The organism is Enterobacter sp. 342, from assembly GCF_036663495.1.
Taxonomy (GTDB): domain Bacteria; phylum Pseudomonadota; class Gammaproteobacteria; order Enterobacterales; family Enterobacteriaceae; genus Enterobacter.
Window position 1 is genome coordinate 96674 of record NZ_JAWUEI010000001.1, and the last position, 14613, is coordinate 111286.

Annotated in this window: 14 protein-coding genes; 8 read left to right on the forward strand and 6 right to left on the reverse strand. The window is 52.7% G+C overall.

Annotated elements, in window-relative coordinates; translation table 11 throughout:
- Positions 1–97: 97 nt before the first annotated feature.
- The gene (locus V6E55_RS00525; protein ID WP_114977444.1) at positions 98–967 is read right to left on the reverse strand and encodes a MurR/RpiR family transcriptional regulator; all 870 of its coding nucleotides are present in this window, start codon (positions 965–967) and stop codon (positions 98–100) included.
- Positions 968–1324: 357 nt separating this feature from the next.
- Here V6E55_RS00525 and zwf point away from each other — a divergent pair, with 357 nt between their 5' ends.
- The 3 genes from zwf (at position 1325) to kdgA (ending at position 5527) form a co-directional block, all read left to right on the forward strand.
- The gene (zwf, locus tag V6E55_RS00530; protein WP_129995543.1) at positions 1325–2800 is read left to right on the forward strand and encodes a glucose-6-phosphate dehydrogenase; all 1476 of its coding nucleotides are present in this window, start codon (positions 1325–1327) and stop codon (positions 2798–2800) included.
- A 234-nt stretch (positions 2801–3034) separates the two neighbouring features.
- Entirely contained in the window at positions 3035–4846 is a 1812-nt protein-coding gene (edd, locus tag V6E55_RS00535) for a phosphogluconate dehydratase (protein WP_028018639.1), read from the forward strand.
- Between the two features lie 39 nt (positions 4847–4885).
- Entirely contained in the window at positions 4886–5527 is a 642-nt protein-coding gene (gene kdgA, locus V6E55_RS00540; protein ID WP_129995544.1) for a bifunctional 4-hydroxy-2-oxoglutarate aldolase/2-dehydro-3-deoxy-phosphogluconate aldolase, read from the forward strand.
- A gap of 41 nt (positions 5528–5568) precedes the next feature.
- Here the strand turns inward: kdgA and purT are convergent, their stop codons facing one another.
- Complete coding sequence (gene purT / locus V6E55_RS00545) at positions 5569–6747, reverse strand: formate-dependent phosphoribosylglycinamide formyltransferase (protein WP_129995545.1); 1179 nt, start codon at positions 6745–6747, stop codon at positions 5569–5571.
- Between the two features lie 170 nt (positions 6748–6917).
- Here purT and V6E55_RS00550 point away from each other — a divergent pair, with 170 nt between their 5' ends.
- Positions 6918–7568 carry a tellurite resistance TerB family protein gene (locus tag V6E55_RS00550; RefSeq protein WP_316941921.1) on the forward strand — a complete coding sequence of 217 codons (651 nt, stop codon included), beginning with the start codon at positions 6918–6920 and terminating at the stop codon, positions 7566–7568.
- An 85-nt stretch (positions 7569–7653) separates the two neighbouring features.
- Entirely contained in the window at positions 7654–9714 is a 2061-nt protein-coding gene (gene ptrB / locus V6E55_RS00555) for an oligopeptidase B (protein ID WP_114976900.1), read from the forward strand.
- On the opposite strand, the gene exoX is transcribed toward ptrB, so the two are convergent.
- The 3 genes from exoX to V6E55_RS00570 form a co-directional block, all read right to left on the reverse strand.
- Positions 9711–10373: an exodeoxyribonuclease X gene (gene exoX, locus V6E55_RS00560; protein WP_316941922.1), complete on the reverse strand. Its 663-nt coding sequence runs from the start codon at positions 10371–10373 to the stop codon at positions 9711–9713. The genes ptrB and exoX overlap by 4 nt on opposite strands.
- Before the next feature lie 24 nt (positions 10374–10397).
- Positions 10398–11048 (reverse strand): carbon-nitrogen hydrolase family protein, encoded by a 651-nt coding sequence (locus V6E55_RS00565; protein WP_114976901.1) that lies wholly within the window; start codon positions 11046–11048, stop codon positions 10398–10400.
- 111 nt (positions 11049–11159) lie between these two features.
- On the reverse strand, positions 11160–11390 hold the full coding sequence (locus V6E55_RS00570; RefSeq protein WP_028018646.1) for a DNA polymerase III subunit theta: 231 nt from the start codon (positions 11388–11390) through the stop codon (positions 11160–11162).
- A gap of 137 nt (positions 11391–11527) precedes the next feature.
- Here V6E55_RS00570 and yobA point away from each other — a divergent pair, with 137 nt between their 5' ends.
- The 3 genes from yobA to V6E55_RS00585 are packed head-to-tail and all read left to right on the forward strand — an operon-like array spanning position 11528 to position 13125.
- Positions 11528–11899, forward strand: a complete 372-nt coding sequence (gene yobA / locus V6E55_RS00575) for a CopC domain-containing protein YobA (RefSeq protein WP_316941923.1) — start codon at positions 11528–11530, stop codon at positions 11897–11899.
- 1 nt (position 11900) lies between these two features.
- Complete coding sequence (copD, locus tag V6E55_RS00580; protein ID WP_316941924.1) at positions 11901–12770, forward strand: copper homeostasis membrane protein CopD; 870 nt, start codon at positions 11901–11903, stop codon at positions 12768–12770.
- Positions 12771–12786: 16 nt separating this feature from the next.
- The gene (locus V6E55_RS00585; protein ID WP_114976905.1) at positions 12787–13125 is read left to right on the forward strand and encodes a YebY family protein; all 339 of its coding nucleotides are present in this window, start codon (positions 12787–12789) and stop codon (positions 13123–13125) included.
- A 407-nt stretch (positions 13126–13532) separates the two neighbouring features.
- Here the strand turns inward: V6E55_RS00585 and V6E55_RS00590 are convergent, their stop codons facing one another.
- Entirely contained in the window at positions 13533–14474 is a 942-nt protein-coding gene (locus V6E55_RS00590) for a VirK/YbjX family protein (protein WP_316941925.1), read from the reverse strand.
- Positions 14475–14613 lie beyond the last annotated feature (139 nt).

Here is a 14613-nt window from a genome sequence, read left to right on the forward strand (position 1 = left end):
ATTGAATCGACCTTCATCTGCCGCAAGGCAGCAGAGAGCGGACCGAATGCCGTAAATCGTTACATCGTAATTATTCGTTACGTCTCGTTATCAACTATCAGGGAACATCGCTCTTTATAAGCAATTCTTTATCAAAACGCGATTCCTTAAGCGCTTCCTTGACACGCTTCAAGTTATCTCTGAATTTTGCGCCCCTTCGTAAGGTAAAACCGGTCGCCAGCACGTCAATCACCGTGAGCTGCGCCAGACGGGAGACCATCGGCATATAGATATCGGTGTCTTCCGGTACGTCGAGGGTAATAGCAAGTGTCGCCTCACGGGCCAGCGGTGTCCCTGCCGTCGTGAGAGCGATCACCATGGCATCGTTTTCACGCGCCAGCTGGGCCAGTTCCACCTGGCTCTTGGTACGTCCGGTGTGCGAAATCAGTACCACGACATCATCTTCACTGCAATTCATACAGCTCATGCGTTGCAACACAATGTCATCGGAATAAATAACCGGCACGTTAAAGCGGAAGAATTTGTTCATGGCATCGTGCGCCACAGCTGCCGACGACCCAAGACCAAAGAATGCAATCCGCTTGGCCTGGGTGAGTAAATCCACCGCACGATTCACCGAACTCATATCCAGACACTGACGGACGTGGTCAAGTGTGGCCATGGCTGACTCAAATATTTTCGCTGTGTAGGCATCAACGCTGTCGTCTTCATCCACATTACGATTAACATAAGGTGTGCCGTTAGCCAGACTTTGTGCCAGATGCAGTTTAAAATCAGGAAAGCCGCGCGTTTCCAGGCTACGGCAGAAGCGATTTACCGTTGGCTCGCTGACACTCGCTTCCTGCGCCAGAGCGGCGATGCTTGAATGAATCGCCTGAGCGGGAGACGCGAGAATAACTTCGGCCACTTTTCGCTCGGATTTGCTAAGGTGTTCCAGTTGAAACTGGATTTTTTCCAGCATGTTCATTGTTAACATGACGCTCATGGGTGTAAACGATTTCATAAATGGGTGAAATCGTGATTCGATTTAGCCGATATTACCCCTGTGGCTTCCATAAAGGGTAACAGTCGACAAGATAATGTTGTTGTTTTTTTTCATTACTTGATCGGCGTCGGGTTTTGCCGGGCCCTTGTTGCGCAAAGAATCGGCGGTTGTTGCGTCATTGCACCTCCGAAATCACCGGAATGCCGAAAAATCGCGGTAAAGCACGTGGCGATAAGCGCTAATGGTTTCGGGAATGACGTAAAAGCAGTACAGTGCATTGTAATAAAATTACAACGATACCTGGCAGAAGTACCAGGTGATCCAACTGAGGAGAATGACATGGCGGTAACGCAAACAGCCCAGGCATGTGACCTGGTCATTTTCGGCGCGAAAGGCGATCTTGCACGCCGGAAATTGCTGCCTTCCCTGTATCAACTGGAAAAAGCAGGCCAACTTCATCCGGATACCCGTATCCTGGGTGTAGGGCGTGCCGAATGGGACAAAGACGCTTATACCAAAGTCGTGCGTGAAGCGCTCGAAACGTTCATGAAAGAGAAAATCGATGAAAGTTTGTGGGATACGCTGAGCGGACGCCTTGATTTCTGCAACCTGGATGTGAACGACATCAATGCGTTTTCCCGCCTGGGCGACATGCTGGATCAGAAAAATCGTGTCACCATTAACTATTTCGCCATGCCGCCAAGCACCTTTGGTGCCATCTGCAAAGGTCTGGGCGAAGCCAAACTGAACGCCAAGCCGGCGCGCGTGGTGATGGAGAAGCCGCTGGGTACGTCGCTGGCAACCTCCCGCGAAATTAACGATCAGGTAGGCGAGTTCTTTGAAGAGTGCCAGGTTTACCGTATTGACCACTATCTTGGTAAAGAGACAGTCCTGAACCTGCTGGCGCTGCGTTTTGCTAACTCCCTGTTTGTAAACAACTGGGACAACCGCACTATCGACCACGTGGAAATCACCGTGGCGGAAGAGGTGGGGATTGAAGGGCGCTGGGGTTACTTTGACCAGGCTGGTCAGATGCGCGACATGATCCAGAACCACCTGCTGCAAATTCTGTGCATGATTGCTATGTCTCCACCGTCTGACCTGACGGCTGACAGCATCCGCGACGCAAAAGTGAAAGTGCTGAAGTCACTGCGCCGTATCGACCGCTCCAACGTGCGTGAGAAGACTGTTCGCGGTCAGTACACCGCCGGGTTTGCGCAGGGCAAAAAAGTGCCAGGCTATCTGGAAGAAGAGGGCGCAAACAAGTCCAGCAACACCGAGACGTTTGTAGCGATCCGCGTGGACATCGACGACTGGCGCTGGGCGGGGGTTCCGTTCTACCTGCGCACCGGTAAACGTCTGCCAGCCAAATGCTCCGAAGTGGTTGTTTACTTTAAAAACCCGGAACTGAACCTGTTCAAAGAGTCCTGGCAGGAACTGCCTCAGAACAAACTGACCATTCGCCTGCAGCCGGACGAAGGGGTTGATATTCAGATCCTGAACAAAGTGCCTGGCCTTGACCACAAACACAACCTGCAGACCACCAAACTGGATCTGAGCTACTCCGAAACCTTCAACCAGACGCATCTTGCGGACGCGTATGAGCGCCTGCTGCTGGAAACCATGCGCGGTATCCAGGCGCTGTTTGTGCGCCGCGACGAAGTGGAAGAGGCCTGGAAATGGGTTGACTCTATTACTGAAGCCTGGGCTGCCGATCAGGATGCACCTAAACCGTATCAGGCAGGCACCTGGGGGCCAGTTGCATCTGTGGCGATGATCACCCGCGATGGCCGCTCCTGGAACGAGTTTGAGTAAGGTCATCCTCTGGCTCGAAAGTGTTATTTTACCGGTAACATGATCTAACACAGCTAGTGGCACAATTTTTAAACTTTTAAGCTCCGTGTGGATTCACCCGCGGAGCTTTTTTTATTACACTGCCGGAAGTGATTTTGCCCCTGAGCTCCGGACAGCAAGCGTTTCAGCGTTGTTAACAACTGCCAGCGACTTTGTAAACTCCTGAGCACGGACAGATAAATTAGAGGAGCATTTATGAATCCGACATTGTTACGCGTAACACAACGCATTATTGAACGCTCGAAAGAGACTCGTTCGGCCTACCTCGCCCGGATTGAACAAGCTAAAAGTAACACCGTCCACCGCTCTCAGCTGGCATGCGGTAACCTGGCACACGGTTTCGCCGCCTGCCAACCCGATGATAAAGCCTCGCTGAAAAGCATGTTGCGTAACAACATCGCTATCATTACCTCCTACAACGATATGCTTTCTGCGCACCAGCCGTATGAGGTCTATCCCAATATCATCCGTAAAGCGCTGCACAGCGTGAATGCCGTGGGCCAGGTGGCGGGCGGTGTGCCGGCGATGTGCGACGGCGTGACGCAGGGTCAGGACGGGATGGAGCTTTCCCTGCTGAGCCGCGAAGTGATTGCGATGTCTGCGGCGGTTGGCTTGTCACACAACATGTTCGATGGCGCGTTGTATCTCGGTGTGTGCGACAAGATTGTCCCTGGCCTGGTGATGGCAGCTCTGTCATTTGGTCATCTGCCTGCGATCTTCGTGCCATCCGGACCGATGGCAAGCGGCCTGCCAAACAAAGAGAAAGTGCGTATCCGTCAGCTGTATGCAGAAGGAAAAGCAGACCGTCAGGCGCTGCTGGAGGCAGAAGCCGCATCCTACCATGCGCCGGGAACCTGTACTTTCTACGGCACGGCTAACACGAACCAGATGGTCGTCGAGTTCATGGGGATGCAGCTTCCGGGCTCGTCCTTTATCCAGCCGGATGCGCCACTGCGCCAGGCGTTGACTGAAGCGGCTGCCCGTCAGGTGACGCGTTTGACCGGTAATGGCAACGAATGGATGCCGATGGGCAAAATGGTTGACGAGAAAGTCATCGTTAACGGCATTGTCGCGTTGCTGGCAACGGGGGGGTCAACCAACCACACCATGCACCTGGTGGCCATGGCTCGTGCGGCGGGCATTCTGATTAACTGGGATGATTTCTCCGAGATCTCTTCTGTGGTGCCGCTGATGGCGCGTCTGTACCCGAACGGCCCGGCTGACATTAACCACTTCCAGGCCGCTGGCGGTGTACCGCTGCTGATGCGTGAGCTGCTGAAAGGTGGTCTGCTGCATGAAGATGTGAATACCGTGGCGGGCTTTGGTCTGCAACGTTACACCCAGGAGCCGTGGCTGAATAACGGCGAGCTGGACTGGCGCGAAGGGGCGAATGCTTCTCTTGATGCACAGGTTATCGCCACCATCGACAAACCGTTCTCTCCTCATGGTGGCACCAAAGTGCTGAGCGGCAACCTCGGACGCGCGGTGATGAAGACCTCTGCCGTACCGGAAGAGAATCAGATTATCGAAGCACCAGCGGTAGTGTTCGAAAGCCAGCACGACGTATTACCTGCCTTCGATGCCGGTCTTCTGGATAAAGACTGCGTGGTGGTCGTTCGCCATCAGGGGCCAAAAGCCAACGGGATGCCAGAATTACATAAACTTATGCCACCACTTGGTGTATTATTGGACCGCCGTTTCAAAATTGCACTGGTAACTGATGGACGCCTCTCTGGCGCATCCGGTAAAGTGCCTTCAGCCATCCACGTGACACCTGAAGCTTACGACGGTGGTTTGCTGGCGAAAGTGCGTGACGGTGACATGATCCGCGTTAACGGGCAGACAGGTGAGTTAACCCTGCTGGTGGATGACGCAGAGCTGGCGGCACGTAAGCCACATATTCCTGACCTGAGCGCATCGCGCGTGGGGACAGGGCGCGAAATGTTTGGTGCGCTGCGTGAGAAACTCTCTGGTGCTGAGCAGGGCGCAACCTGTATTACGTTTTAAGACGACTTGATTTTAACGATCTGGCGAGAGAAGACACTGATGAAAAACTGGAAAACAAGTGCAGAAGCAATCATGACCACTGGCCCTGTCGTGCCAGTTATCGTGGTAAATAAACTGGAGCATGCGGTACCGATGGCGAAAGCGCTGGTTGCCGGTGGCGTTCGTGTTCTGGAAGTCACCCTGCGCACCGCCTGCGCGATGGATGCCATTCGCGCAATCGCTAAAGAAGTGCCGGACGCCATTGTCGGTGCGGGTACCGTTCTGAATGCACAGCAGCTGGCGGAAGTGACTGAAGCGGGCGCACAGTTCGCCATTAGCCCGGGCCTGACTGAGCCTCTGCTGAAAGCGGCAACCGAAGGCACTATTCCTCTGATCCCAGGTATCAGCACCGTATCTGAACTGATGCTGGGCATGGACTACGGCCTGAAAGAGTTCAAATTCTTCCCGGCAGAAGCGAACGGCGGCACCAAAGCGCTGCAGGCGATTGCGGGTCCATTCGCGCAGGTTCGTTTCTGCCCGACGGGTGGTATCTCTCCTGCTAACTACCGTGACTACCTGGCACTGAAAAGCGTGCTGTGCATCGGTGGTTCATGGCTGGTTCCGGCGGATGCGCTGGAAGCGGGCGACTGGGATCGCATTACTAAACTGGCTCGTGAAGCGGTTGAAGGTGCGAAGCAGTAAGTTATTCGCAGCATGAAAAACGGGCCTTTCGGCCCGTTTTTTTATCCTGTTACGCTAACTGCAGCGGCGGCTGTTTTGGCTCTCGCCACAGCGTCTTCTACGTTATCTCCGGTGGCTAATGCTACGCCAAGCCGACGCGTGCCGTCGATCTCCGGTTTACCGAACAAACGCACCTGCAACCCGGCACCTACTGCTCCGTCGACGTTATCAAACGTGACATTCTGGCTGGTTAATTGCGGCAGGATCACTGCGGAAGCGGCCGGGCCGTACTGACGGATACCACCAACAGGCAGGCCGAGGAAAGCGCGTACATGCAGGGCGAACTCAGAGAGATCCTGCGAAATCAGTGTCACCATGCCGGTGTCATGCGGGCGAGGTGAGACTTCGCTGAAAATAACCTCATCTCCGCAGACGAAAAGCTCTACACCAAACAGGCCATAGCCGCCCAGCGCGAGTACGGTTTTACGGGCGATCGCCTGCGCACGTTCCAGTGCCAGGGCACTCATCTGCTGCGGTTGCCAGGATTCACGGTAATCGCCATCTTCCTGACGGTGGCCAATTGGGTCACAGAAATGGACGCCATCAATGGCGCTGACGGTCAACAGGGTGATCTCGAAATCAAATTTCACGACACCTTCGACAATCACGCGGCCAGCTCCGGCACGACCACCTTGCTGGGCATAATCCCATGCGTTATCCAGCGTGCTGCTGTCGCGAATAAAGCTCTGTCCTTTACCGGAGGAGCTCATCACGGGTTTAACGATGCACGGGTAGCCAATCTCCTCGACAGCCTGCAGGAATGCGGATTTATCGCCAGCAAACCGATAGCTCGACGTGGGAAGCCCCAGTTCTTCCGCCGCCAGACGACGAATACCTTCCCGGTTCATGGTCAGTTTTGCCGCTTTGGCACAGGGCACCACGCGCTGACCTTCCTGTTCAAGGGCGATCAGCGTATCGGTGGCGATGGCTTCAATTTCCGGGACCACGAAATCGGGTTTCTCCTGCGTAATCAGTGCCCGCAGGGCTTCGCCATCCAGCATGTTAATCACATAAGAACGATGGGCGACGTGCATGGCGGGGGCATCGGCGTAACGGTCTACGGCAATCACTTCCACACCTAAACGCTGACATTCAATGGCGACCTCTTTCCCCAGTTCGCCCGATCCCAACAGCATCACACGCGTCGCTGCAGGTCGCAGCGCAGTTCCTAAACGAGTCATAACATTCCCCCTGAAAAAGATGCGCGCAGTATAAACGAAAACGTTTGCGTGTGTCTTGTGCAGGGCTAAAGGAGGGGGAAGAAATTTGCGCATCTTTAGCCAGGCTGGACATTTCCTGACGCCTGCTCGCTTACGCTGTGAAATATGTTCACCGTTAAGTGAGGGAAACCATGTCAGGTTGGTTAAATCAGTTGCAATCGTTGTTAGGGCAGAAAACATCATCGTCTGGCGAGCAAGGGCTCAGTAAACTGCTGGTTCCCGGTGCACTCGGCGGATTGGCTGGCCTTTTGGTCGCGAATAAATCCTCACGTAAGTTGCTGGCAAAATATGGTACTGGCGCGTTGCTGGCCGGTGGCGGGGCCATCGCAGGCACTGTACTGTGGAATAAATACAAGGACAGGATACGAACTACTCACAGCGATGAACCGCATTACGGTGAACATACCTCGCCTCTGGATCTACGTACCGAACGATTGATCCTTGCGCTGGTCTTTGCCGCGAAAAGTGACGGGCATATCGATGATAAAGAGCGAGCGGCGATTGAGCAGCAGCTTCATGAAGCCGGTGTCGAAGAGAAGGGCAGAGTCCTGGTGGCGCAGGCGATCGATCAACCACTCGATCCACAGCGCCTTGCGCAGAGTGTGAAAAATGAGGAAGAAGCCCTTGAACTCTATTTCCTCAGCTGTGCCGCCATTGATATCGATCATTTTATGGAGCGGAGCTATCTCAATGCTCTGGGGGATGCGCTGAAGATCCCTCAGGATGTCCGGGAGGGCATTGAGCAGGATATCCGGGAACAAAAGCGGACGTTAACTGACTGACTATCACTTCTGTGGTCATGTTTCGCTTGCATCATGCGTGGGTTTTGCCACCCTTATAGAGTGTAGAACTTACAAGAATGATCACATGCCACCGAAAGCCCGACGTACTCCTTATGCGATCACCACGCATGGCGATACGCGCATAGACAATTATTACTGGCTACGGGACGATTCGCGCTCCCGGCCAGAGGTGCTCGACTACCTGCACGAGGAAAACGACTATGGCCGTAAGGTCATGTCCAGCCAGCAGGCACTTCAGGATCAACTGCTGAATGAAATGGTACAGCGCATTCCTCAGCATGATATCTCCGCGCCCTGGACCAAAAATGGATATCGCTATCGTCATATCTACGAGCCCGGCAACGAGTATCCCATCTACCAACGACAACCCGTGTTAAGTGCCGAATGGGATGAGTGGGAGATTTTGCTGGATGCCAACCAGCGTGCCGCCCACAGCGAATTTTATACGCTGGGCGGCATGTCCATTTCACCTGACAACACGATTATGGCGCTGGCTGAAGACTACCTCTCCCGCCGTCAGTATGGCCTGCGTTTTCGCAATCTGGACACCGGCAACTGGTATCCTGAAATGCTGGAAAACGTCTCCCCGGATTTTGTCTGGGCGAATGATTCCGAGACTGTCTACTACGTCAAAAAGCATGCGTCCACGCTACTGCCTTATCAGGTGTGGCGACATACCGTAGGGACGGGTTCTGCCGATGACGAACTGGTCTATGAAGAGAAAGACGAAACGTTTTATGTCAGCCTGCATAAAACCTCCTCACGCCACTATGTGATTATTTTCCTCGCCAGCGCGACGACGTCTGAGGTTTTGCTTCTGGACGCCGAACTACCTGATGCCCAGCCGCTCTGTTTTCTGCCGCGTCGCAAGGATCATGAGTACAGTCTGGATCACTTCCAGCACAGTTTTTATTTGCGCTCTAATCGCGAGGGCAAAAACTTTGGTCTCTATAAAACCAAAGTGCGCGATGAACGTAAGTGGGAGGTGCTTATTCCTGCGCGGGAGCAAGTGATGCTGGAAGGCTTCACTCTGTTTACCGACTGGCTGGTGGTGGAAGAGCGTCAGCGCGGGCTGACCAGTATCCGGCAAATCAACCGTAAAACACGGGAAGTGGTGGGGATTGCGTTCGACGACCCCGCGTATGTGACGTGGATTGGTTTCAACCCAGAACCCGAATCGTCGCGGTTGCGCTACGGCTACTCATCCATGACCACACCAGATACGCTGTTTGAGCTGGATATGGATACCGGGCAGCGTCAGGTGATTAAGCAGACTGAGGTCAAAGGGTTTGAATCTGAAAACTACCGCAGCGAGCACCTGTGGGTCACTGTCCGCGATGGCGTGGAGGTCCCGGTCTCTCTTGTTTACCACCAGGCGCATTTCCAGAAAGGTAAAAACCCACTGCTGGTTTACGGCTACGGCTCCTATGGCTCAAGCATGGATGCCGATTTCAGCAGCAGTAGGTTAAGTCTGCTCGATCGCGGCTTTGTTTTCGCTATCGCCCATGTTCGCGGTGGCGGTGAACTGGGGCAGCACTGGTATGAAGATGGGAAATTCCTGAAAAAGAAAAACACTTTCAATGACTATCTCGATGTCTGTGATGAGCTGATTGAGCAAGGCTATGGCGATCCGCATCTCTGCTTTGGTATGGGGGGCAGCGCGGGAGGTATGTTGATGGGGGCGGTGATCAACCAGCGTCCCGATCGCTTCAAAGGGATTGTTGCGCAGGTTCCGTTTGTCGATGTGGTCACGACCATGCTTGATGAATCCATTCCCCTGACGACGGGGGAATTCGAAGAGTGGGGGAATCCTCAGGATGCGATCTACTATCGCTATATGAAAGAGTACAGCCCGTACGATAACGTGGAGGCAAAAGCCTATCCGCACATGCTGGTCACCACCGGATTGCATGATTCGCAAGTGCAATACTGGGAGCCCGCAAAATGGGTGGCAAAACTGCGGGAATTAAAAACCGATGACCATCTGCTGTTGCTCTGTACTGATATGGACTCCGGGCATGGAGGAAAATCGGGACGATTCAAAACCTATGAAGGCGTCGCCCTGGAATATGCCTTCCTGATAGGCCTGGCACAAGGAACGCTGCCAGGCGGTGCAGAGCCTTAGGCTTCGCCCAGATAGTGTTTCAGCGTTAAGCGCAGTTCCGGGCTCATTTTGTCGAGGTTGTTGTATAGCCAGCGCAGATAGCCCGGATCTTTATCCGCAATATCAGACACCGCTCTACCGCGATATTTGCCAAAGGTAAAAGTAGTGAGAAGCGCAGGACGGCCAGTAATCGTCGCCATATCATCCGGCGTCCAGCCAGAAATATTCATGATATCAATGAGTAACGCTGCGGTAATATAGCAGTCGTACAACGCGCGGTGATGGTGAAGCCCCTCAGGTGTACGGACGCTAAGCTTACGGGATTTATACAGTGCCATGTTACTGTATTTGATGCCCGGCCAGAGGCGACGCGCCAGCTTCATGGTACAAATCCATTCGCCTGGCATTTCGGGCAACACCCGGCGGTCAAAGCTGGCGTTATGCGCGACGTACCACGGGCTACCATAATAGTGTGGAATAATTTCTTCTATCCACGGCTTATCCGCCACCATTGATTCGGTAATGCGATGGATTGCCATTGCCTGCGGGCTGATAGGGCGATCCGGGCGCACCAGATGACTCATTGGGTTGACGATTTTACTATCAACCACATCGACAGAGGCCACTTCCACAATTCCGCCCTGAAGATCGCAAGTTTCGGTATCGATAACGCGCAGCATTGAAAACTCCTGAGCTCAAAACGCTTAGCCTAAAGGAATGATATCGCCTTGCCAACCCTGTCTGCTGAGCGTGCCAGTCAACAGGAGCTCACCTTTATCCGCGCGGACAATCAACTGACCTCTTTCATCCCATAATGCGCTGCCGCCACAAGCATTAGCCATTAACACGGCAATGGCATATTTATGTGCGAAGCGCTGCAGGGTGCTGATGGATTGCCGCCAGCGATAATCCACGACCGACTGGCAACTGGTGAACAGAGCCGCCTGCGAATCAAGATTGGGTGAATCGGTATGCGCATCAATGATGCTAAGTTGCTTATCCCCCGGAACCAGACTTGCACCGCCACCCTGAGGGTAGCGCAGGATACTCTGGCGAGAAGGTGTAAACAGCGCGAGTCCTTTCTGGCGCTGACCATTCTGTTCAAGAGAGAGCCCGGCAATGAGGGTTATCTGGTAAAAATGTGCGGCATTAAGCAGGGGTTCAAGCTGCGCATCACTGGGGGGAGGAGGTAACACCGTTGTGCCTGAGCCCGTCAATGAAAGTTCAGGAAAAACCAGCAAATCGCATTGCTGTCGTGCTGCTTCGGCGATGAAGCAGAGATGGCGTGAAACATGATCATCTACATTGTGATGCTGCCCGGTATACTGGGCTGCGGCAATATTCCATTGTGACATCGTGACTTCCTTATACACTGAGTCGCAGGGATTTTAAGAATAGACCTAAATAAACCAGGGTTTTCTTATCCTGGCATATTCCGCGTAAGGAAGTGTAACGACTTATTAAGCTTATTTAACTTTAGGCTCGTAAGGCAAACGAGAGAGGTTGACCGACGCGAGACGGTGGGCAATTAATCTTTCGCGAAACCAGTCACGCAGATGAGCCGGTTGTTCACGTTCAACGACCTCTGCCACGATGGGCATGTTGTAACGCTCTTTAAATGCGACGCCTGCAGCCGCAAGATCGACATTCACTTTATCCATCTCGTCCTGAGGAAGGGTGGCCAGATTAATCTTCATTTCCTTCTCCTTATTATGCGGCGGCAACGTTACCGCGATTGCACGATGATGACAAGCGGAGGCGGGATGATCCTCGACTCGTTTATTATACAGCGTTATTCTTTAGCATACAGACATAACAAAAAGGAATGATTGCGATGGGATTAACCACTTCCCGCGCGGTATGCGCGCTTGCCTTTCTGGCATCAATGATCATGACGCCTTCTGTGCTGGCGCATGCTCATCTTAAACAGCAAACCCCGGCGGCAGACAGCCAGGTGACACCACCCCAGGTCCTTACACTGATTTTTTCGGAAGGTATCGAACCTGGTTTTAGCGGAGTCGTGGTCACGGATGCACAAAAGCAGGTTATGAAAACAGGTACGGTTAAACGAGACGAAAAGAACAACACTCAGCTGACGGTTCCACTGGAACAAACGCTGACGCCCGGGACCTATCAGGTCGACTGGCATGTGGTCTCCGTAGACGGCCATAAAACCAAAGGCAGCTACCACTTTAGCGTGAAATAGCATGCTGACCCTGTTTTATGTCGGGTTGCGATTTATTCATTTCGGGGCGCTGATGCTCATTTTTGGCAATGCGCTTTACAGCGTCTGGTTTGCTCCTTCCTCACTCCACCGCCTGATGTCCCGACGTTTCCAGTTACAGCAGAAAGTGGCGTCTTTAATCAGCCTGGGTGCTGCACTCCTGATGTTTGTGTTTCAGGGGGGATTGATGGGTAGTGGCTGGGGGGATGTCTTTTCCCCGGAGATCTGGCGTAGTGTGCTGGCGACGCAGTTTGGCAGCGTCTGGCTGTGGCAAATTATTCTTGCTGTCATTACTGTCGGAGCTGCATGGCTCGCTCCCCTGAAAGGTTCACGGCTGTTACTGCTCGCAATGGGGCAGCTTATCCTGCTGGCAGGGGTAGGGCACGCGGCGATGAGCGACGGTCCGACAGGAGCTTTGCAGCGTCTTAATCATGCTTTTCACCTGCTGTGTGCCGCAACCTGGCTTGGCGGATTACTTCCGCTGCTGTTCTGCATGCGTCTGGCGAAAGGGCGCTGGCAAAATGCTGCTATCTACACCATGATGCGTTTCTCGCGAGTCGGTCATTATGCCGTCGCAGGAGTGCTGCTCACAGGTATTATCAATACGCTGTTTATCACTGGCATCCAGATCCCATGGCAGACTGACTACGTGCGGTTTTTGTTGTTCAAATGTGCGCTGGTGGCGTTGATGGTAGCAATTGCGCTGGCAAATCGGTATTTTCTGGTGCCACGGTTTCGTCCGGAGACCGGACAAGCGCAACAGATTTTTATCAGGATGACACAGGCAGAGGTGGTGCTGGGAACGCTGGTGCTGGCAACGGTCAGTCTGTTCGCTACCTGGGAACCCTTCTGATAAGGTTAAATAGCATATGAAAAAGACAGTACTTTCTCTCTTATTACTGGCCTGTACGGGGAGTGCCCTGGCTGCACCGCAGGTGATTACCGTCAGCCGTTTTGAAGTGGGCAAGGATAAATGGGCTTTCAATCGAGAAGAGGTGATGCTGACTTGCCGTCCGGGTCATGCATTGTATGCGATCAACCCAAGTACGCTGGTGCAATACCCGTTAAATGAGACCGCAGAGCAGCAGGTGGCCAGCGGTAAGAGCAGTGGCCAACCGATCAGCATTATTCAGATTGATGACCCGGCTCATCCAGGACAGAAGATGAGTCTGGCACCGTTTATCGAGCGCGCCGACAAGCTCTGCTAATGTTCAGGTTTCCAATAAAAAACCGCAGATGCTTGCGAAAGCACTGCGGTTTTTCACTTTTTATGATGCTCTTACGCTTTTTTTCAGGCCGCTTTAGCTGTGGACTGGAAAACCTGGCGTCGTCATCTATTCTTAAAAGGCAAGGCGACTTAGCCTGCATTAATGCCAACTTTTAGCGCACGGCTCTCTCCCAAGAGCCATTTCCCTGGACCGAATACAGGAATCGTATTCGGTCTCTTTTTATCTGTATGAAAGTAAACGAGTAATTTCAGCGCTTTCTTTCTCATACAGCGTTCACACTATGTGTGACTTGCTAAAACATAACACAACACAGCATGCGGAAGTCCAGCCCTTTTTGCCTGTTTTGTTAAATTTTTGTGCGCAATCAGCGAAAGCCCGTGCTGTGCTTAGAAGCGGGATTTTACCGACGCCTCAATTTCATCAAGGAGTTCAAAGCGACGGCGATATTCGGCACGTTTTTTACTGGCAATCTCCTCAAGAGATTTGCGCTCCATCTGCAAGGGCAGTTGCCAGCGGAATGTAGAGCGCTTTTGACCGTCGATGGAGGCCCAAAATTCATCATAGCTGGCGTGGAAATGACGGCCTTTACTCAGGCGATAACGCAGAGCACGGAAGATATGTCCTTCATCGCTGACCGCATAAATCGCTTTGATACCCGAGAGAGTTGCTAGCTGGAAAAGCACTTCCATTAATACTCGCTTAGGGAAAAGGCCGTGGCAGGCACGGGTTGCCTGTTTGATCACATCACGGGATACGCTGCGACGAGGCCCCTGAAGACCACCAATTACCAGTACTGGCACGCCATTTTCGCGAGCGACGCAAAATGTCACGCTTGCAAGCAGAGTATTTTCATTATCACACAGCCACAGCGTACACTCGCCTTCACGCTCCGCTTTACTGGCATTCATAGCATTGACGTTATAGCTAACGCCATCTTTGGCATGAAACTCAACAATAGATTGCTCCTGAGGGCCAGTCAAAGCGTTGACCAGCTCAGCATCTTTCAAAGAGTCAATCCACTGATAATGACTAATGATAGCGTCGGCACGCGCGTTGGCATTCATGCCACGCATCAGATACTGACGATGGGTTTTGCTTGGTAGCGTGATTTGCGAGGCCAGAAGTTGGTCAAAATCGTCGCGGCGGGCCAGCGCATCGAGCATTCGGTGCGTTGAAGACCAAAAAAGAAGCGAACGTAACAGAAATTTAAGTCGATACTCGCGTTTTTGCCAGATAGGGCCTGGAACGAGTTTACCTTTCACCAGTTCGGAAATGATATGGTTACGATGCGAGTGTGCTGCATCGTCTTGCAGGCGCGTATTGGACACGGGAAAACCTCAAATTTTATGCATTGCATATTTTAGGGGGCATGCGAAAGTGGATTAATACTGGTGAAATATTTATTTATCCTTAGTTTACTGTTTGTTTAGCTTTGTGAAAAGCACTGCGAGATTGCGTCTCTCCAGA